This is a genomic window from Aeribacillus sp. FSL M8-0235, assembly GCF_038000355.1.
Lineage (GTDB): Bacteria > Bacillota > Bacilli > Bacillales > Aeribacillaceae > Aeribacillus > Aeribacillus composti.
The window spans coordinates 2,316,812-2,335,558 of the sequence record NZ_JBBOBW010000001.1 but is presented as its reverse complement, the minus strand read 5'-3'; the positions used below and the strand labels follow the sequence as shown (position 1 = coordinate 2,335,558).

21 protein-coding genes are annotated in these 18,747 nt (G+C 38.9%); 17 read left to right on the top strand and 4 right to left on the bottom strand.

Going from position 1 to position 18,747, the window contains the following annotated elements:
- Nucleotides 1–25: 25 nt before the first annotated feature.
- The 13 genes from bshA to NSQ71_RS11185 all read left to right on the top strand — a co-directional run bounded on the left by bshA (nt 26) and on the right by NSQ71_RS11185 (nt 11,244).
- Nucleotides 26–1,168 (top strand): N-acetyl-alpha-D-glucosaminyl L-malate synthase BshA, encoded by a 1,143-nt coding sequence (gene bshA / locus NSQ71_RS11245; RefSeq protein ID WP_340733959.1) that lies wholly within the window; start codon nt 26–28, stop codon nt 1,166–1,168.
- The gene (locus NSQ71_RS11240) at nt 1,165–2,376 is read left to right on the top strand and encodes a CCA tRNA nucleotidyltransferase (RefSeq protein ID WP_117016805.1); all 1,212 of its coding nucleotides are present in this window, start codon (nt 1,165–1,167) and stop codon (nt 2,374–2,376) included. The genes bshA and NSQ71_RS11240 overlap by 4 nt, the downstream gene beginning before the upstream one ends.
- Nucleotides 2,346–3,326, top strand: coding sequence for a biotin--[acetyl-CoA-carboxylase] ligase (locus NSQ71_RS11235; protein ID WP_063388555.1), 981 nt, complete (start codon nt 2,346–2,348; stop codon nt 3,324–3,326). Before NSQ71_RS11240 ends, NSQ71_RS11235 begins: the two co-directional genes overlap by 31 nt.
- A gap of 246 nt (nt 3,327–3,572) precedes the next feature.
- Nucleotides 3,573–4,406 carry a 3-methyl-2-oxobutanoate hydroxymethyltransferase gene (gene panB, locus NSQ71_RS11230; protein WP_063388554.1) on the top strand — a complete coding sequence of 278 codons (834 nt, stop codon included), beginning with the start codon at nt 3,573–3,575 and terminating at the stop codon, nt 4,404–4,406.
- Nucleotides 4,403–5,251 (top strand): pantoate--beta-alanine ligase, encoded by an 849-nt coding sequence (gene panC, locus NSQ71_RS11225; RefSeq protein ID WP_063388553.1) that lies wholly within the window; start codon nt 4,403–4,405, stop codon nt 5,249–5,251. Before panB ends, panC begins: the two co-directional genes overlap by 4 nt.
- Before the next feature lie 15 nt (nt 5,252–5,266).
- The gene (panD, locus tag NSQ71_RS11220; RefSeq protein WP_063388552.1) at nt 5,267–5,650 is read left to right on the top strand and encodes an aspartate 1-decarboxylase; all 384 of its coding nucleotides are present in this window, start codon (nt 5,267–5,269) and stop codon (nt 5,648–5,650) included.
- Nucleotides 5,651–5,928: 278 nt separating this feature from the next.
- Entirely contained in the window at nt 5,929–6,099 is a 171-nt protein-coding gene (locus NSQ71_RS11215; RefSeq protein ID WP_065095534.1) for a YpmA family protein, read from the top strand.
- Nucleotides 6,100–6,111: 12 nt separating this feature from the next.
- The gene (locus NSQ71_RS11210) at nt 6,112–6,615 is read left to right on the top strand and encodes a cell wall elongation regulator TseB-like domain-containing protein (RefSeq protein WP_340733958.1); all 504 of its coding nucleotides are present in this window, start codon (nt 6,112–6,114) and stop codon (nt 6,613–6,615) included.
- 18 nt (nt 6,616–6,633) lie between these two features.
- A complete protein-coding gene (locus tag NSQ71_RS11205) occupies nt 6,634–7,818 on the top strand; it encodes a pyridoxal phosphate-dependent aminotransferase (RefSeq protein WP_340733957.1) in 1,185 nt (394 codons plus the stop codon).
- A 125-nt stretch (nt 7,819–7,943) separates the two neighbouring features.
- Nucleotides 7,944–9,236 carry an asparagine--tRNA ligase gene (gene asnS / locus NSQ71_RS11200; RefSeq protein WP_144598146.1) on the top strand — a complete coding sequence of 431 codons (1,293 nt, stop codon included), beginning with the start codon at nt 7,944–7,946 and terminating at the stop codon, nt 9,234–9,236.
- A gap of 104 nt (nt 9,237–9,340) precedes the next feature.
- On the top strand, nt 9,341–10,033 hold the full coding sequence (locus tag NSQ71_RS11195; RefSeq protein WP_063388653.1) for a DnaD domain-containing protein: 693 nt from the start codon (nt 9,341–9,343) through the stop codon (nt 10,031–10,033).
- A gap of 41 nt (nt 10,034–10,074) precedes the next feature.
- Complete coding sequence (gene nth / locus NSQ71_RS11190; RefSeq protein ID WP_063388548.1) at nt 10,075–10,725, top strand: endonuclease III; 651 nt, start codon at nt 10,075–10,077, stop codon at nt 10,723–10,725.
- 3 nt (nt 10,726–10,728) lie between these two features.
- Nucleotides 10,729–11,244 (top strand): YpoC family protein, encoded by a 516-nt coding sequence (locus tag NSQ71_RS11185; RefSeq protein WP_133309192.1) that lies wholly within the window; start codon nt 10,729–10,731, stop codon nt 11,242–11,244.
- A 110-nt stretch (nt 11,245–11,354) separates the two neighbouring features.
- Here the strand turns inward: NSQ71_RS11185 and NSQ71_RS11180 are convergent, their stop codons facing one another.
- Together NSQ71_RS11180 and recU are read right to left on the bottom strand one after the other, a co-directional pair.
- Nucleotides 11,355–13,982 carry a PBP1A family penicillin-binding protein gene (locus NSQ71_RS11180; protein WP_340733956.1) on the bottom strand — a complete coding sequence of 876 codons (2,628 nt, stop codon included), beginning with the start codon at nt 13,980–13,982 and terminating at the stop codon, nt 11,355–11,357.
- A 40-nt stretch (nt 13,983–14,022) separates the two neighbouring features.
- A complete protein-coding gene (gene recU, locus NSQ71_RS11175; RefSeq protein ID WP_327863925.1) occupies nt 14,023–14,619 on the bottom strand; it encodes a Holliday junction resolvase RecU in 597 nt (198 codons plus the stop codon).
- 106 nt (nt 14,620–14,725) lie between these two features.
- On the opposite strand from recU, the gene NSQ71_RS11170 reads away from it, so the two are divergent.
- From NSQ71_RS11170 to NSQ71_RS11160, 3 genes are all read left to right on the top strand, one after another.
- Complete coding sequence (locus NSQ71_RS11170; RefSeq protein WP_063388544.1) at nt 14,726–15,670, top strand: DUF2515 family protein; 945 nt, start codon at nt 14,726–14,728, stop codon at nt 15,668–15,670.
- A 309-nt stretch (nt 15,671–15,979) separates the two neighbouring features.
- Nucleotides 15,980–16,207 carry a hypothetical protein gene (locus NSQ71_RS11165; protein ID WP_066251875.1) on the top strand — a complete coding sequence of 76 codons (228 nt, stop codon included), beginning with the start codon at nt 15,980–15,982 and terminating at the stop codon, nt 16,205–16,207.
- 50 nt (nt 16,208–16,257) lie between these two features.
- Nucleotides 16,258–16,623, top strand: coding sequence for a YppE family protein (locus NSQ71_RS11160; protein WP_340733955.1), 366 nt, complete (start codon nt 16,258–16,260; stop codon nt 16,621–16,623).
- Between the two features lie 243 nt (nt 16,624–16,866).
- On the opposite strand, the gene yppF is transcribed toward NSQ71_RS11160, so the two are convergent.
- On the bottom strand, nt 16,867–17,052 hold the full coding sequence (yppF, locus tag NSQ71_RS11155) for a YppF family protein (protein ID WP_063388541.1): 186 nt from the start codon (nt 17,050–17,052) through the stop codon (nt 16,867–16,869).
- Nucleotides 17,053–17,211: 159 nt separating this feature from the next.
- Between yppF and NSQ71_RS11150 the strand changes: the two genes are divergently transcribed.
- Nucleotides 17,212–17,526, top strand: a complete 315-nt coding sequence (locus NSQ71_RS11150) for a YppG family protein (protein ID WP_094246113.1) — start codon at nt 17,212–17,214, stop codon at nt 17,524–17,526.
- 734 nt (nt 17,527–18,260) lie between these two features.
- Here NSQ71_RS11150 and NSQ71_RS11145 read toward each other — a convergent pair.
- Nucleotides 18,261–18,728, bottom strand: coding sequence for an Hsp20/alpha crystallin family protein (locus NSQ71_RS11145; RefSeq protein ID WP_340733954.1), 468 nt, complete (start codon nt 18,726–18,728; stop codon nt 18,261–18,263).
- Nucleotides 18,729–18,747 lie beyond the last annotated feature (19 nt).

The window sequence follows — 18,747 nt, the reverse complement described above, 5'->3', positions numbered from 1 at the left end:
AAATATCCTTTCCTGGTGATAATGAATGAAAAAATTGAAAATTGGCATTACTTGCTACCCGTCTGTTGGAGGATCAGGCGTGGTGGCGACAGAGCTTGGAAAATTGCTTGCAGAAAGAGGGCATGAAATTCACTTTATTTCCTCCAGCATGCCATTCAGGCTGAATAAGGTTTATCACAACATTTATTTTCATGAAGTGGAAGTAAATCAATACTCTGTTTTTAAATATCCTCCATATGATCTCGCTTTATCCAGCAAAATTGCCGAAGTCATTGAGAGGGAAAATTTAGATATTTTGCACGTTCATTATGCTGTGCCTCATGCGATTTGCGCTTTTTTGGCTAAACAAATGGTTGGAGGAAAAATAAAAATCGTCACAACTCTTCATGGTACTGATATTACTGTGCTAGGATATGATCCGACGCTCTCCATAGCGATCAAATTTGGGATTGAAGCTTCGGACCGCGTTACAGCCGTATCAAAGGCGCTCGTTGAACAAACATATGATTTATTGGAGCCTAAAAAAGAAATTGAAACGGTTTACAATTTTATTGATGAACGAATTTATCATAAAAAACATTTGCCTTCATTAAAAAGAGAGTACGGGATTCAAGATGATGAAAAAGTGCTTATACACGTATCAAATTTTCGGCAAGTGAAGCGAGTTCCTGATGTCGTCAAAGCATTTGCCCTCATCCGACAGGAAGTCCCATCGAAGCTGTTGCTGGTCGGCGACGGACCGGAAGTGTCGATTGTCATGAAATTAGTGAAACGGCTGCAATTGGAAGATCATGTGCTGTTTTTGGGGAAGCAAGAAAACTTAGATCAATTGTATTCCATCAGTGATTTAAAATTGCTGCTGTCAGAAAAAGAAAGCTTTGGATTAGTTTTATTGGAAGCGATGGCTTGCGGAGTTCCCTGTATTGGAACGAGGATCGGCGGCATACCGGAAGTAATTGAAGATCATAAAACAGGCTATATTGTTGAGCTTGGCGATATTGAGGATACCGCCGAAAAATCGATTCGCTTATTGGAAGATCAAACACTTCATCAAAAAATGTCAGAAAATGCGATACTGCTTGTCAGAGAAAAATTTCATTCTGAAAAAATTGTGTCAACATATGAGCAAATTTATTTTGAATTACTATCTGAAGGAGTTCCAACATGAAAGCGGAATTTGTGGAGGCAATACCGATTATAGAACAATTAAATGAGCATGGCCATGAAGCGTATTTTGTCGGCGGTTCTGTTCGTGATTTATTGCTGAATCGGAAGATCGGGGATATCGACATTGCCACATCAGCAAAGCCTGATGAGATTCAAAAAATTTTTCCGAAAACAATTGATGTTGGGGTGCAGCATGGTACAGTCATCGTTCTTCATAATGGAAAGCCGTATGAAGTGACGACTTTTCGGACGGAAGGGGAATACGAAGAGTATCGAAGACCTAAATATGTCCGTTTTGTCAGCTCGCTGCAAGAAGATTTAAAGCGGCGCGATTTTACAATTAATGCTTTGGCGATGGACAAAAACGGGCGCATTTTAGATTATGTCAATGGCATGGAAGATTTAGAAAACCGCATGATTCGTACAGTGGGAGATCCGTATGAACGCTTTTCCGAAGATGCGTTAAGAATGCTGCGCGCTTTAAGATTTGTCAGCCAATTGTCCTTTCGGCTTGAAGAAAAAACTTTGCAAGCCATAACCGTTTGGCATAAGCTTCTTCAGAACATATCGATCGAGCGAATAACTGCTGAATTTGAAAAGCTTCTGGCTGGAGCTTCCGCAAATGATGCGATACAACTATTAACTCTTACGAATGTTTATCAACATATGCCTGGATTAAAACAAAAGAAAGAACAGTTGAACAAGCTGCTCAGCTATCCAATGCATAATTTGTGTGAGCGGGAAGAATACTGGACTGTTTTGTTATTCGTTTTAGAAACGGATGATGGTGAATCATTTATGCGGAATTGGAAGCTTCCTAGAAGGGTGATCAAAAAAGTATGCAGACATCTTGAGTTGCTCAATTGTCTCTTCGAGAAAGACTGGACAGCCTTTCTTTTATATAAGACAGGGCTTGAGGATGCTCTTCAGCTGGAAAGAATAAGGCAGGTGCTGCAAAAAGAAAAAAACGAAGAAGCCATTCAGAAACTGCAAAAGTCGTACGAACAGCTTCCAATCCATTCTAGAAAAGAATTGGCCGTAACGGGGAATGACATTTTAAACATCGTGCCGAAAAAGCCGGGCAAATGGGTGGAGGAATATTTAACGCTGGTTGAACAACAGGTTGTCAATGGATTGATTGAAAATAATAGCGGCAAAATAAAGGAGTGGTTAAAAAATTGCAATCAGAAATTAGGCGAAAGCTGTTAGCAGCTTTTTCTGAAGCTGATGGAGGATATGTTTCAGGCCAAAAAATCAGCGAATTGCTCGGTTGTTCAAGAACGGCAGTATGGAAGCATATTGAGGAATTGAGGAAGGAAGGATTTGTCCTCGAGGCGGTGCGAAGAAAGGGGTACAGAATAGTCAAGACGCCGGAAAAAATTACAGCCAACGAAATACAATTAGGTCTGCAAACGGATTTTATAGGACAAAACATTGTATATTACGATACGGTTGATTCTACTCAAAAAATTGCCCATGAATTGTCGCAGAAAGGTGCTGAGGAGGGAACGCTCGTAGTTGCGGATGAACAGACAGGCGGAAGAGGGAGAATGGCTAGAGTATGGTATTCGCCAAAAGGTACAGGGATTTGGATGAGCATCATTTTGCGGCCGAACATACCTTTACAGAAAACTCCTCAGCTTACTTTATTGACAGCCGTTGCTCTCGTAGAAGGGATTGAAGAGGCAACAGGGCTTTCTCCGACCATTAAATGGCCCAATGACATTTTGATTAATGGAAAAAAAGCAGTCGGAATTTTAACAGAGCTTGAGGCGGAAGCTGATCAAGTGCATTCGGTGATCATCGGCATCGGTATTAATGTAAATCAGCAAATTGATGAATTTCCTGAAGCGATTCGCAATACCGCCACCTCCATAGCGATTGAAAAGGGAGAGAAAATTCATCGCGCCCTTATCATTCAAAAGTTTCTCGAACGTTTTGAAAAATGGTATACTACATATTTAGAGCATGGATTTAAACCGATTAAACTTTTATGGGAAAGCTATTCCATTAGTTTAAACAAAACGATCCATGCCCGGACATTATCCGGAACAGTTGTCGGCAAGGCTCTTGGCATTAATGAAGAAGGGGCGCTTCTCATTGAAACTTCTGAAGGAAAAATAGAAAAAGTGTATTCAGCAGATATTGATATCAAATAAATATATTTTACAATGAAATTTTGTTATACTTAACGAAAGGGCAGTATCCTGTTTGGAACTGCACCAAAAAAGTTTCATGTTGTCATTATTAAAAGATTGATTCTGCCTTGATCCAAAAGGACTGGGACAGAGGGATGAAGAAGCCGATAATAAGGAAATGGTAAAAATCCTTCTTTCTCAGTGAAAGAAGGTTTTTTTGATCGGTTCGTTCTTACCCTCTGCAATTACAAAAGAGGGGGAGTTTTTATGAAAACAAAGCTGGATTTTATTCAAATGAAACAAAAGCAAGAGCCAATCGTGATGATGACGGCATACGATTATCCGTCCGCTAAGCTTGCTGAACAGGCAAATGTTGATATGATCCTTGTCGGCGATTCGCTTGGAATGGTCGTTTTAGGGTATGATTCAACCGTACCTGTAACGGTGGAAGATATGATTCATCATACGAAGGCTGTAAAACGCGGAGCAAAAAATACATTTGTTGTGACGGATATGCCTTTTATGTCGTACCATATTTCGACAGAAGACACGCTGCAAAATGCAAAGAAAATGGTGCAGCAAAGCGGGGCAGATGCCTTAAAGGTGGAAGGGCCTGTTTTTGACGTCATATCTCTGTTAACAAATGCCGGCATTCCTGTTGTTGCCCACCTCGGACTGACTCCTCAGTCAGTAGGTGTATTAGGCGGATATAAAGTACAAGGAAAAGAAGCGAAAAGTGCAGAAAAGCTGCTGCTAGATGCGAAAAAATGCGAACAGGCTGGCGCGATTGCCATTGTATTGGAATGCATCCCGTTTCAACTGGCGGAAAAAATAACAAAAGAGCTGTCCATTCCAACCATCGGCATCGGCGCAGGAAAATATACAGATGGACAAGTGTTAGTGTTTCATGATTTGATTGGATTTGGAGTGGAAAGAGTGCCGAAGTTTGTTAAACAATATGCAAATGTAAATGAAAGCATTGTAAAAGCGATTGAAGCTTATAAAGATGAAGTGAAAAATCGGGACTTTCCATCGTTGGATCATTCGTTCCGCATGAATGAAGAGGAACTTGCAAGCTTATATGGAGGAAAAGGAAAATGAAAATCGTCACTACGATAGAGGAAATAAAAAAAGAAATCGATCTCAAGAAAAAAGAAGGAAAAACGATAGGGTTCGTGCCAACGATGGGATATTTGCATGAAGGTCATTTATCATTGGTTGAACGGGCCAAACAGGAAAACGACGTAACGGTGATGAGCGTTTTTGTGAATCCGCTTCAATTTGGACCGAATGAAGACTATCAAACATACCCTCGCGATATCAAACGCGACGAAGAGCTGGCAAGACAAAAAGGGGTTGACCTTTTTTTCGCGCCGACAAAAGAAGAAATGTATCCGGAAGAACCTGCCGTCACAGTAAAAGTGACGAAGCGCGTTGACGTTTTGTGTGGAAAATCAAGACCGGGACATTTTGACGGAGTGGCAACGGTTTTAACAAAGCTGTTTCACATCATAACTCCAGACAGAGCCTATTTCGGATTGAAGGATGCCCAGCAAGTTGCCGTTGTTACAGCACTTATAAAAGATCTTAATTTCCCAATTGAAATTGTTCCGGTGGAAACGGTTCGTGAAGAGGACGGATTGGCCAAAAGCTCTCGAAACGTACGGTTAGACGAACAGGAACGAAAAGAAGCCGTTCATTTATATCAATCGTTATTAATGGCAAAAGAAATGGTTGAGAACAAAGTGCATGATCAAGAAGCCATCATCGAAAAAATGAGAGCGTATATAACGGAAAAGACGAGCGGAGAAATTGATTATATAGATATTTTGACTTATCCTGACTTGAAAAAACCAAACGCACTTACGGGAAAAATTATCGTTGCGATTGCTGTAAAATTTAAGCATGCTAGGCTGATCGATAATATTATTATCGATTTGACCTAAAGGGGGGGTTCATACATGTTTCGTATGATGATGAACGGAAAAATTCATCGTGCAAGGGTGACGGAAGCAAATTTGAACTATGTCGGTTCCGTTACGATCGACCAGGATATTTTAGATGCCGTTGGGATTGTCCCGAATGAAAAAGTGCAAATCGTGAATAATAATAATGGCGAACGCTTTGAAACGTATGTGATTCCTGGAAAAAGAGGAAGCGGTGTCATTTGTTTAAACGGTGCGGCTGCCCGGCTTGTTCAGGTCGGTGATGTGGTCATTATCATTTCCTATAAGCTTGTGCATGAAGATCAATTAAAAAACCACCGTCCAACGATAGCCATCATGAATGAAAACAATGAAATCATCGAGTTAATTAAAGAGGAACCGGCGAACACGATTATGTGATAAACAAGGGTCAGGCTCTTAAGCTTTCGATAGGGCTTGACCTATTTTCTATTGCGGACGTAATTGGCCATAACTTTTCTGTACATATAGAAAAAAGAGGAGCGGCGATGACTCCTCAAAAAATTAGGTGTGGACTAGGAGAAATTTTATTTAGTGTGAGCCGTAAAGCTGTTATAATGGGTACAGATAACAACATATTGCTGTTGTATCTGTATTGTTTCCTGGATGCTTTGTAAGTATGAATTACAAATTTTGTTTTTGTAAAGGAGGAAGCTGACATGGAAAGCAAAATCGAAATTATATCTTCCGTTACGGTTGAGCATTCCGACGATTTGTATAAAATAGTTGATTTGCTAAATCGGACATTAAAAAGAGAACATTTATTATTCGGATTAGCCCTTGACAGCAAAGATCCAAATAAAGCGGTTTTTACTATTTATAGAACATAATCGGTGATCATAATGAAAGGAAAAATTTTTATTTCTTTTATATGCGCTCTTATCTTTTTAGTGGTGACGTTTGCTTTTCTTTATAATAGTGCAAAAGAAGATAAAACAAAAGGACACGAAACAGCTATACAAGCTGCGAAGGAGCATGGCTTTGCATCGATCGATGAAGTCAACACATTTTATAATCGAAATGTTTACTATATCATTCAAGGGAAAAATAAAAAAGGCGAAAAAATTATCGGCTGGATGAAAAAGAGGAACACGGATAAAATTTTAATTAAAAAAGCGAAGGAAGGCTTGAGCAAAGACGACGTACTTCAATTGATTCAAAACATTGACAACAGCAAGCCGAAGAAAATAAAGAAAATCATGCTTGGGTATGATGATACAGATTCGAAAAAATGGGATATACCGGTTTGGGAGGTCCAATATATTGACCAACAAAACCGTTATACATATTTTATTGTTAGCTTTACGGATGACAGAGTTTATAAAATGTACAGCATTAAGCAATAAGAAGGGAGCATTGTAAAAGTGAATTTATCTAAACGCGTATCAACTTTAACACCTTCATCTACACTGGCGATCACTGCAAAAGCAAAAGAATTGAAAGCAGCCGGGCATGATGTGATTGGTCTTGGGGCAGGCGAGCCGGATTTTAACACTCCTGATCATATTTTAGACGCTGCAGAAAAAGCGATGAAAGAAGGGAATACGAAGTATACGCCTTCTGGAGGACTTATATCATTGAAAGAGGCAATTATAGAAAAATTTAAAAAAGACCAGCATTTAGAATATAAACCGTCTGAAATTATTGTTTCAACAGGCGCTAAACACGCTTTATATACATTGTTTCAAGCTATTCTTGACGATGGTGATGAAGTGATCATTCCTTCTCCATACTGGGTAAGCTATCCGGAACAAGTGAAGCTTGCAGGCGGAGCTCCAGTATTTGTAGAGGGAAGGGAAGAAAATCAATTTAAAATTACGCCTGATCAGCTGCAGCAAGCGATCACAAACAAAACAAAAGCGGTTATTATCAATTCTCCGAGCAACCCGACCGGCATGATCTATACGCGGGATGAGTTGAAAGAATTGGCGGAGGTTTGCCTTAGCCATGATCTTATTATCGTTTCCGATGAAATTTATGAAAAATTAGTATACGGAGAAAATGAACATGTGTCCATCGCTGAAATTTCTCCTGAAGTAAAAGAAAAAACAATTATTATTAATGGTGTATCGAAATCCCATTCAATGACAGGATGGAGAATTGGTTATGCGGCGGGCAATGAGCGCATTATTCAAGCTATGACGAACCTAGCGAGCCACAGCACTTCAAATCCGACTTCAATTGCTCAATATGCTGCGATCGCGGCGTATGAGGGACCTCAAGAACCGGTCGAAATAATGAGAAGAGCTTTTGAAGACCGTTTAAATATCATTTACGAAAAACTTGTGCAAATACCTGGTTTCTCGTGCATTAAACCACAAGGAGCATTTTATTTATTTCCAAATGCAAAAGAAGCAGCAGAGATAACAGGTTTTCGTAATGTTGACGAATTTGTCGAGGCGCTCTTGGAAGAGGAAAAGGTAGCGCTAGTACCAGGAAGCGGCTTCGGTGCTCCAGATAATGTAAGATTATCGTATGCGACATCGCTAGAACTTTTAAATAAAGCGATTGAACGTATTGATCGCTTTGTCAACAATCATAAACAGTAAAGATTGTCAATAGCCGGTGGTTCTGCCGGCTTTTTCGCTGGTTTCCTTTATTGAAAAAAAAGGAATAACATATGTATAATAGAAAGCATCGAATAAAAAGGCGGTTTCATATGGAGGGTAAAGCTGTGAAAACAACGATTTCAAATGTTAAAAACCATGTCGGAGAACAAGTAACAATCGGCTGCTGGTTGGCGAATAAGCGATCAAGCGGAAAAATTGCTTTTTTGCAGCTTCGGGATGGAACAGGCTTTATTCAAGGGGTTGTTGAAAAATCGAAGGTGGATGAAGAAATATTTAAAAAAGCAAAACAACTCACACAAGAAAGCTCTTTGTATGTCACAGGAGTTGTGAGAGTGGATGAACGTTCACCTTTTGGATATGAGCTTGGCGTTGAAAATATAGAAATTATTCATGAAGCAAGCGATTATCCGATTACGCCGAAAGAACACGGTACTGAATTTTTAATGGACAATCGCCACCTTTGGCTTCGATCAAAGCGCCAGCACGCCATTATGAAAGTGCGCAACGAACTCATCCGTGCCACTTATGAATTTTTTAATGATCAAGGGTTTGTCAAAGTGGATCCCCCTATTTTGACCGGAAGTGCGCCTGAAGGAACGACGGAATTGTTTCATACGAAATATTTTGATGAAGATGCTTACCTTTCGCAGAGTGGTCAGCTGTATATGGAAGCAGCTGCTATGGCCTTAGGCAAAGTATTTTCATTCGGGCCGACATTCCGGGCTGAAAAATCGAAAACGCGCCGTCATTTAATTGAATTTTGGATGATTGAACCGGAAATGGCGTTTTATCAATTTGAAGACAACTTGCAGCTGCAGGAGCAGTACGTTTCCCATATTGTGCAATCGGTATTAAAAAATTGTTCACTTGAATTGAAAACATTAGAACGTGACATTTCCAAGCTGGAGCAGGTTGTTCCTCCGTTTTCGAAAATAACATACGACGACGCTATCGCGCTGCTGCATAAGAAAGGATTCAACGACATCGCATGGGGGGACGATTTTGGTTCGCCGCATGAAACAGCGATCGCGGAAAGCTTTGATAAACCAGTTTTCATTACACATTATCCGACAAGCTTAAAACCTTTTTATATGCAGCCTGATCCAAATCGACCAGAGGTTGTTCTGTGCGCGGATTTAATCGCTCCTGAAGGGTATGGAGAAATCATCGGCGGATCTGAACGCATCCATGATTATCATTTATTAAAAAAACGTCTTGAAGAGCATCATCTGGACGAAGCAGCTTATAAATGGTATCTTGAGCTGCGGCAATACGGATCCGTACCTCATTCCGGCTTCGGCCTTGGACTTGAACGAACTGTTGCTTGGATATGCGGTGTCGAACATGTTCGTGAAACGATTCCATTTCCGCGTTTATTAAATCGTTTATATCCGTAAACTGCATGAAGCCTCCTATCTTCAGGAGGTTTCGTTTTTCAGCCATGCATTCTGAAGCCATGAATGGCCGCAATCATGGTATACTTATTTTGAGGTGTCGAAATATGAAGAAAAAACAGTTCACCGAATTAGTGGAAGATGGATCACTGACCGTTCCCAATATACTGCTGCGGAATTATGCCGATTTAGGTTTGTCAGAAAAAGAATTTGTTCTCCTTTTGCACGTACATTCCCACATTCAAAAAGGAAATGCTTTTCCAACTCCTACAGAACTTTCCGACCATATGACAATCACAACGGCGGAATGTGTCAAATTGCTTCGGAGTTTAGTTCAGAGAGGTTTTTTAACGATAGAGGAATTTGAGCAAAACGGGATGATTTATGAGAAATATTCTTTAAAACAGCTATGGGAAAAGTTGTATGATGTAGTCGTCATGGACCAAGATCAAGAAAAAGTAGAAAAGGAAAATCAATTATACACCATCTTTGAACAAGAATTTGGACGACCTCTTTCCCCGATTGAGTGCGAAACGTTAGCTTTTTGGATCGACCAAGATCATCATGATCCCGATATTATCATTTCTGCATTAAGGGAAGCGGTGATCTCCGGAAAATTAAATTTTCGATATATTGACCGGATTTTATTTGAATGGAAGAAGAATGGAATCAAAACAATTGAACAAGCTAAGAAGCATTCACAAAAATTTCATGAATTCAATCAAAAACAAAAGCAGTCTACTCAAGGGGAGCAAGAATATAAAAGGAAGGTGCCTTTCTACAACTGGCTGGAAAACTAAAATTTTTTTCCTCGTTCAAGCTGATTGAAAGGTGATGGTACATGCTATCAAAAAAGAAAGTAAAAGAATGCTTAGAGGTTATCGGGAAAATGTTTCCTGATGCTCATTGCGAGCTTGTACACAGCAATCCTTTTGAACTGGTCATTGCTGTCGTTTTGTCTGCTCAATGCACGGATGCGTTAGTCAATAAAGTAACAAAAAATTTGTTTCAAAAATATAAAACACCTGATGATTATTTGTCTGTCCCGTTGGAGGAATTAGAACAAGATATTCGCTCCATCGGTCTTTATCGTAACAAAGCGAAAAATATTCAAAAATTATGCAAAATGTTAATTGAAGAATTTGACCGAAAAGTGCCGGAAACTAGAGAGGAATTAATGAGCCTTCCTGGAGTAGGAAGGAAAACGGCAAACGTTGTTTTATCTGTTGCGTTTGGAAAACCTGCCATCGCCGTCGATACACACGTTGAACGGGTGTCGAAGCGGCTCGGAATTTGCCGTTGGAAGGATTCTGTATTGGAAGTGGAAAAAACATTGATGGAAAAAGTTCCTGAGGACGAATGGGGAATCACCCACCATCGGCTTATTTTTTTTGGAAGGTATCATTGCAAAGCCCAATCACCAAAGTGTCATGAATGTCCTCTTCTTTATTTGTGCAGAGAAGGGGAAAAAAGAATGAAAGGAAAGGCATAAAAAATGCACGATAGGAAGATGTTTCATCTCCCTGAGCAATTTCAAAATACTGCATTTTTTGACGAGGAATCTGTATATTTGCATCCAACTGATTTTTTTTATTATGATCTTCAATATTTGGCTGGAATGGATGATACGAGACCATGGGAGGCGAGCGAGCAATTTTTGCCCAAGCTTTTTAAGCAGTGGAAGGAAATTCAAACCGAGATTCAACGCACGATAACAAAACCGTTTAAAATGGATCGACAAAAAATGATGACAGGGATCTGCCTCTATATCCAACTTCTTTATTGGCTCAATGAAAAGCCGGTTCATTCACTGCAATTAGACGAAATAAAGAAGCTGGATATAGCTCCCGTCAATATTGAAGATCGTCTAACGTTTATTTTAAAAAAGCCTACTCAATATCATGCATATATTCAATTAAATGAACTATTTACAGAAACGGAAAAATTGTTTTATAAACATCAGGCGATCAAAAAAGCAAAACAAAAGGGGGCTTCGAAAAATTCAGGGTAACTGAATTTTTCGAGCCCTCTCATTTTTTTTATAACAAAAGCCAGTGGAGAAAAACGAGCTGTTTTTCTTCACTGGCTCCATTTAGGAACTTATCGGACAGTCCCTTATTTTCATTGCTGAACAGCAGGCGTTTCGGTTTGTGAATTTCCGTTTCCACCCGTTTGTGAACGATTGAAGTTATTGCCTGGATCTTGAGGAGGAGTAGGTCCGCCGCCTTGATTGCCGTTTTGTGTACTGTCATTTGGCGTCTGCGGCTGTTCAGGATTCTCGTTTTGATTTTCCTCTTCATTTTGCCCGTTATTTTGTTCATTGTCATTTTCGTTCTCCAATTGATCCTCTTCATCTTGTCCTTCATTTTGTTCCTGTTCAGGCGGCGGCGTTAATTCATCTGGTAATTCTTCTTGCTCCTCTTCCTCCACAGAAGGTATTTCGATCATTGCGCTTGCAGGATCGCTTCGCATGCTGTCCCTTACAGCTGTAACGCTGAATTTATATACAGAACCAGGTTTCACATTTGACAAGACATACGATTTGTCTTTTGTAGTCGTTAATACTTTGGAAGCAGCGTTATCGATCGAGGCGCTCACTTCAAATGAAACGTCCGATTCACTGTGATTCCAGCTAAGTTTCACTGCATTCGTTTTTTGATCATAATTGATGGATAGGCCTGACGGTTTGTCCAGCTTTTCATATTTCGTTGAAACTTTTGTCGGCTCTTCGCCTCTTACAAAATATTCGTACGTAATCATATTTTTTGGCGTATATTTGCTTGCAAGCTTCGCCGGATTAGATCCTTTTTCGATTGCCTTTTTCACCACGCTTTTCGGCTGTTTGAAATCGGATGAATCCCCGTCAGATACATGCCGCATTAGCTTTCTAAAGATGTCTCTGGCAATTTGTTGTTCCCTTTTTGTTATATACATTTTCTCTTCATTTTTCTCATATCCAGTCCAAACAGCAGCTGTGTATTTTGGTGTATAGCCGACAAACCAATTGTCTTTTGCTGCACCGCGCTCCGGATGATATTTTGCTTTTTCTTGCTCTGTAAAGTTCGTTGAACCCGTTTTGCCGGCAATATTCAAGCCAGGCACCCGAGCTCTTGTACCGGTTCCTCGTTCTACAACGGTTTTTAACATATCGGTGATCATAAATGCTGTGTAATCGCTCATTGCTTCAACCGGATCTGGTGTTAAATCAGCTTTTGTTCCATCAACAAAAACAACCTTTGTTACGGAATATGGTTCATTGTATATACCGTTGTTGCCAAAGGCGCTGTAAGCCCCCGCCAATTGCAGAGGGGATATGCCGTGTTCAAATCCGCCGATTGCATATGCTTCTGTAATTTTATCGATTTTAATTCCCAATTTCTCGGCAAATGCTTTTGCCCTCGATTCACCAACCTCTTGAAACGCCTTTAATGCTGGGATGTTTCTTGAATCAGCCAATGCTTCTCTGATTGACATCTGCCCTTTATAGCTGCGGTCATAGTTGTTTATTGGTTTTCCGTTTGAATACGTGTACGGCTCATCAACGATTTGGTGATACGTTGACCATTTTAAATGCTCAATGGCAGGGCCGTAATCTAAAATAGGCTTAATGGTTGAACCAGGCTGCCGTTTTAAATCGACAGCATAGTTAAATCCGCCAATCGGTTGGTTTCTCCCGCCGCCGATGGCGCGTATTTCACCTGTTGTCGTGTCGATTAGAGCAATTCCAGCCTGAAAATATTTGCTCGGATAACTGATTTCGTCGCCGTTCAATAATTGTTCAACATATTCTTGAGCATCTGTATCGATTGTTGTATAGATTTTTAATCCTGCTGAGCTTGGATCAACGCCAAGCTTTTTTCTTACTTCTTCAATCGCATGTTCAATAAAGGCATGATATTTGTTTTGCTGCTGTTTTGGTTCAACTAATGATTCTGTGATGGATGTTTGTTTAGCTTTTGCCGCTTCCTCTTCACTGATAAATCCGTTTTTAACCATTAAATTTAAGACAACATTGCGGCGCTTTTCCGCCAGATCGGGATTTTTTCTAGGGTTGTATAGATCAGGATTTTTAATCATCCCAGCCAGCATTGCCGCTTCAGACAGCGTGATGTCTTTAAGATCCTTCCCGAAGAAAGCTTCCGTAGCTCTTGCGACGCCGTAATAGTTGCCGGGATAATAAATTCTGTTTAAATACATTTCAAGTATTTCATCTTTTGAATATTTTTGCTCCACTTGTAAGGCAAGCCATGCTTCTTGAGCTTTTCTTTTTAATGTTTTGTCAAGAGATAAAAAGGAAAGCTTGACAAGCTGCTGCGTAATTGTACTTGCACCTTCAGAACCGAATCCTTCTTTAAAGTTGGCAATTGCAGCGCCTCCAATACGAATTGGATCGATTCCGTTATGTTTATAAAATCGAACATCTTCCGTAGCAATAAACGCATCTTTTACAACTTGCGGAATTTCATCGATCTTCACATATGTCCGTTTTTCCGAACCGACCTCACCTATTTCATTTCCGTCCTTGTCATATACTTTTGATGACATATTTCCTTTTAAAAGATCATCATTTAGAGGAGGTGCCGTTGCTGCAAAATAAGCAAATGTCGATGTTCCTCCAATGATGCCTACAAGCCCTAACAAAAGAATGAAAAACACAATTTTTCTTGCGATTCCTTTTTTCTTCGGCTTTTTTTTCTTACTTGCTAAAGCTTTTCGTCTTTCTTCCCTCGATTTATATTGTTGACTCATTATAAATCCAACCTTTCATTTAGAATGAAAAGGGCAGTAGCTAAAAATATAACTTGTCTATTATACTAATATAATCAACTCTTGGGCAATAGCCAAGGGGGATATGGTGACCGCATTCTACAATTTCTTGATGCGAAATCGATTTTCTTCCCCCGTTTTTCTGTCTTTTCCAAAAATGCATCAATTTTTCAGCCTCTAAGAAGTATATTTGATTTAGTTTAGTGAATCGTATAATTAGAAAACATATTCCGTTTTGTTCGAGCACAGCTTTCATATGCTCGAATTGATGATCATGAATATTTTTTAGTGGAAAAGAGCTGTTTTTTGTCTCTTTTGCTTCAAAGTCAATATATTTGCCTTTATAAACTCCGTTGTAGTCGGTTGTTGAAGCCTGTTTAAAATAAGCTTCTTTAATGACTGCTGCGCTCCGTTTCGGATAATCAACCGAAACGATTTGGATCGGAGTCGGTTTTTTATGGATGACAGCTATTCCATTTTCCCTGTAATAAAGATTTGTCTCATTTAAGTCGTCCTCGAGGGTCATCCCTCTATTTGAATATTGTATTTCAACTGGGACTGGATTCGCTACATTTTGTTTAGCTTTCCACAACTTTCCGTTAGGATAACGAATAGCCAAGCGATCTCCTCCTTTTTCCGGCTATTTATATCTTAACAAAAAATGTTAACCTTTTTTCGATGAAATGACTTCATTATACATGATTTAAGTTGAAAGAGGGAATACTATGTCACTACATGATATAATATTACAAACAAAATTAAAAACAGATGACGGAAATGTTGATAATATTTCACGGACGGAACGATATGCAAAGTTTTATAAAAAACATCCGGAAGTAAAATGGGCGTTGCTGGCAAGCATGGTCTCCAGAAACGCCGGCTGGTTTATGACAGATTTAGAAGGTATTCCCCTCAAACAGGCTTTGCCTTATGAAAAACGGCAATGGCTCTTTTTATCAGTTGAAACCGCAAACTGGCTCATTTTTGCTGATGCTTATCCACAGCTTTTACTATATGAATATTCCAAGCGTTACAACAAACCGATGTTTTATTTGCTCGAAGCTTTTCATGTATCCGCCTTTATGATGGAGGAGTGGGAACGCTTTTTCCGCACAAAAGATGAGAAAAGGCTTTTAACCTCCCTTATTATTAATGAGCAGCATGTTATTCAAAAACCGGTTATTGATCATCCATTATTTAAAAAATTTGTCTTTCACAGCTTGCCGTTTATTTTTCAAGATCTATTTCATTTTCGCGTTATACTGTTTCCGACGTTAACAGGAAAATTGTACGGATTTTCCACCCATCAATTCAGCCATGTCAAAAAACGGATTGAATTGGGAAAAAGGCTGGCATGGCTTTTATTTCATCCTCTTTACCATGGACAGTTTCTAAAATTTTCAAATCGTGTAATACATACAGGATCACGGTATGATTATGAAAAATATATGAAAAAAACAACAAAAAGAAAATCCCCATATTTAAGGACGGCTTTTCCGATAATCTCACACGAAATAGACGAAAAAGAAAGAGAATGGTTTCATGGGCAGAGGCTCGGAAAGTATTATAAAGATCCAGAGATTCCGAAACGAATTGAATTAACTAACTGGTATGAGAAAAAACAGTCCCAGCTACATTTATTATGCATGATGAAGCAATACTTACAATAATGGTCAGGCAATGAGCCTGACCATTTTTAAGTAGAGGGTCTGTTTGGACCTTCAAGCTTTTTGTCTCCAACTCCTCGCTTTTTTTCTTTTTGACTATCATTTTGAATGGTTTTTTTATCGTTTTTCATCATAACACCTCCCATGTTTATTTTTTCTAACCTGAAAAAATACATGCGCACAATGAAGCGGATTTTTGAATGCAGGGAATTTACACTTTTTTTGCCGAATCACAACTAGTTTTGTCAAACAGGCAGGACTCATATTTAGGAAGAAGAATTTTTTAGCAAAAATAAGAAAAGAGGGATGCTGATGAGTTCGTTTATAGAAAAGCAAGAGGCATTAAAAAAATTGCAGGAAATTGAAAAACAAATTGATCTTTTAGAGCAGCAATTGACGCAAAATATAGATAAAGAAATTCATCGGACAAAACAAGCCGTTTCAAACTTTATAGAAAATGGAGAAGAAAAGATGAATAAATTTGAGAAAATGTGTGCAGAAAGGAAATTCGTGCGGAGCTTGAGAAAAAAGGTAGTATAAAATTTGGTAAAACAAAAAAAATTTGCTATGATGAATCTGAGGTGAGAACCTTGGATGAAGAACAAGTCCGGAAAATCACGGAGCAATTGCTTCAAGTGATCCAAAAAAGTGCTCAACGCTTCGAGAGAACCAAGAAGGAAGGACTGGAATACGATTTTTTTGCCGAAATTAAACCGAGTGTTGACAAGATTTTGCCAATATTGGATGAATGGGAAATTGTTGCGAAAAAATGGATCAATAAGTACCATCCTAGATACCTGCATTCGCAACAAATTGATACGGCGAAAGAGCATATTGAAAACATTGTGATCCAATCTTTTTTTCAAGATACAAGCAAGGTGAGATTTAAAAATATAAAAGAATCTGCTGAATACACATTAAGAAGCATGATCCGTGAAATGGAAAAAAATAAATAAAAATGGGGAAGCGGAGAAGCGAGCAGTTTCTCCGCTTTATTATGTGTGAATATATAGACACAATCTATTGGGCTTTCGATTTACGCAAAACCTTACTTCGTTTGAAGAAATCTTGGGGTTAAAAGATTCTATCTAAAAAATATCCGTTCTTTTTTATCAATCTATGTTATTGAACTGCCGTAAACGGGACTATTCGTAAGCGGCAAAAAGAGGCCGGAGAAAATTCTCCCGCCTCTGCTTGATTTAAAGGATGTATTCAGGTGTAACGGCTCCTTGCTGTTCTAGCGTTTTGACAATATTTCGAAAGTCTTTGATGCTGATGTTTTCATAAAGATACAATCTGCGAGCAAAGTCCAGCAATTCATTTGCACATTCTGCTTCGTATTGCTTCTCCATTTTAAATCTTTCCCTCAATGTTTGAACCGTCATAAAACATCCCCCCCTAACACTTATATTAATATGTTACCATCTCTTTTGTAATTATCAATTTTAAAAAAAATAAAAACTTCCGACACTATTTGACATCTCACCCTTTAAAAGGCAAAAACATATTTTATGATTAGTTAAGTTTTTATTGGAGGGATCAAAATGTATCATGATCATGCTTATGATTGGTTAAGACCTGTTTCTTACGATCAATATTTCATGATGAATCAACATGTTGTTCCTTATTTCCAATCTCCATATTATCAGCCTTTTATGAATCCGTATCCTCAGCCTTATCCAAGCACGCTGCCTATGATGATGCCAAAAGGGTCAAATCCTTCATTACTTTCTTCATTTAAAAAAGCGGACGGACAGATGGATTTTAACAAAATGATCGATACAGCAGGACAAGTTGTTCAAACGATGAATCAAATGAGCTCCCTTTTAAAAGGAGTCACGCAAATTTTTAAAGCTTGATGCTGAATAATGAGCTTTGAAACGATGTAAGGCGCTAGGGATGCCGTTCGCCGCAAGTCAAGGCTGTTTATGCTTTGTTGGATATACGAAAAAATCCTTTTTATACCAAAAACCTATTTTTGGAAAAAGAATATTTCCAATCGGGAACAACAGCTGATGACATAATTGCCCGGGGAATGATGAGTACCGATCACAAAACAGACAATTACAGGATGCAATAGGAAAAATGGGACTGCCCGATAAGTCCCTAAAAGGAAGCAAGCAGAGAGAAACAACGCGTTTCTCTCCACTTGCTTTTATATTTTTCGATTTTTATCTGAAAGTAGCTGGCGGATGCCGCTATTTCAGGAAGTGTAAGCTAATGAGAAAACAATACCTCATCTTGCATCGTCTTCACCATTTTGTCTATGACACGTGCCACGTGATGTTCTGGTATGAGCAATTCAATATCGAAAATTACTTGAACTTGACGGTTGTCATATAGTTTGAAAGTAGGAGGGAATGTTAATTTCCTTTGTCAGGAGTATTTTCTTCTTTTACATCTAGTGAAAGTGCTGTTTCCGTAGTAATCATTTGATTGGTTCATAAAAAATCGTCCTTTCTGTGATGTTGGGTCCCAACTACATTTTATTTAGAAAGGACGATTTTTTTTGCTTTTTTAAAAGTGGAAAAATGAGGGACTCCAAAAGTCAGTTACCCTGACTTTTTGGACAACCTCTTTGATTAGAAGCATATTAGTCAATATTTATTTTTGTTTTTTTGGAAGGGATCACAATTTTCAGCTTTTCATTTTGAAACGATGCTTTAATATGTTGTACATCTAAGTAAGCTGGCAAATAAAAGGATTTCGCAAATTTGCCATGAGACTTGAACATTTGCGTCATCTGTTTTTCATCATTTGTTTGTTCAATATGTTGATCTTGCTGAATGGAAATCGTTAATACATGATCATACGATTCGATGCGTATTTGCTCTTTTTTCACTCCTGGAAGCTTTCCCTCTAACACCCATTCTTGATCGGTTTCATGAGTGTCAAAATGAAAAAAGGGAAGGGACATTGCGGCATCAAACAAATCATGAAACGGTTTTAATAGCGATTGAATGTAGGCAGGATCGAAAAATTGTGAAAACCTGCCTGGAAGCGGATCTAGTTGGGAAAACACGGGCAAAAATTCATCATGTTCCTTTTTGTCTTTTTTCATCTTGCTCTCTCACTCCCTT

Excerpts from the sequence above, each read along its gene's own strand:
- bshA (WP_340733959.1), top strand. The coding sequence starts at position 26 with ATGAAAAAATTGAAAATTGGCATTACTTGCTACCCGTCTGTTGGAGGA.
- NSQ71_RS11240 (WP_117016805.1), top strand. The coding sequence starts at position 1,165 with ATGAAAGCGGAATTTGTGGAGGCAATACCGATTATAGAACAATTAAAT.
- panB (WP_063388554.1), top strand. The coding sequence starts at position 3,573 with ATGAAAACAAAGCTGGATTTTATTCAAATGAAACAAAAGCAAGAGCCA.
- panC (WP_063388553.1), top strand. The coding sequence starts at position 4,403 with ATGAAAATCGTCACTACGATAGAGGAAATAAAAAAAGAAATCGATCTC.
- panD (WP_063388552.1), top strand. The coding sequence starts at position 5,267 with ATGTTTCGTATGATGATGAACGGAAAAATTCATCGTGCAAGGGTGACG.
- NSQ71_RS11215 (WP_065095534.1), top strand. The coding sequence starts at position 5,929 with ATGGAAAGCAAAATCGAAATTATATCTTCCGTTACGGTTGAGCATTCC.
- NSQ71_RS11210 (WP_340733958.1), top strand. The coding sequence starts at position 6,112 with ATGAAAGGAAAAATTTTTATTTCTTTTATATGCGCTCTTATCTTTTTA.
- NSQ71_RS11195 (WP_063388653.1), top strand. The coding sequence starts at position 9,341 with ATGAAGAAAAAACAGTTCACCGAATTAGTGGAAGATGGATCACTGACC.
- nth (WP_063388548.1), top strand. The coding sequence starts at position 10,075 with ATGCTATCAAAAAAGAAAGTAAAAGAATGCTTAGAGGTTATCGGGAAA.
- NSQ71_RS11185 (WP_133309192.1), top strand. The coding sequence starts at position 10,729 with ATGCACGATAGGAAGATGTTTCATCTCCCTGAGCAATTTCAAAATACT.
- NSQ71_RS11180 (WP_340733956.1), bottom strand. The coding sequence starts at position 13,982 with ATGAGTCAACAATATAAATCGAGGGAAGAAAGACGAAAAGCTTTAGCA.
- NSQ71_RS11170 (WP_063388544.1), top strand. The coding sequence starts at position 14,726 with ATGTCACTACATGATATAATATTACAAACAAAATTAAAAACAGATGAC.
- NSQ71_RS11165 (WP_066251875.1), top strand. The coding sequence starts at position 15,980 with ATGAGTTCGTTTATAGAAAAGCAAGAGGCATTAAAAAAATTGCAGGAA.
- yppF (WP_063388541.1), bottom strand. The coding sequence starts at position 17,052 with ATGACGGTTCAAACATTGAGGGAAAGATTTAAAATGGAGAAGCAATAC.
- NSQ71_RS11150 (WP_094246113.1), top strand. The coding sequence starts at position 17,212 with ATGTATCATGATCATGCTTATGATTGGTTAAGACCTGTTTCTTACGAT.
- NSQ71_RS11145 (WP_340733954.1), bottom strand. The coding sequence starts at position 18,728 with ATGAAAAAAGACAAAAAGGAACATGATGAATTTTTGCCCGTGTTTTCC.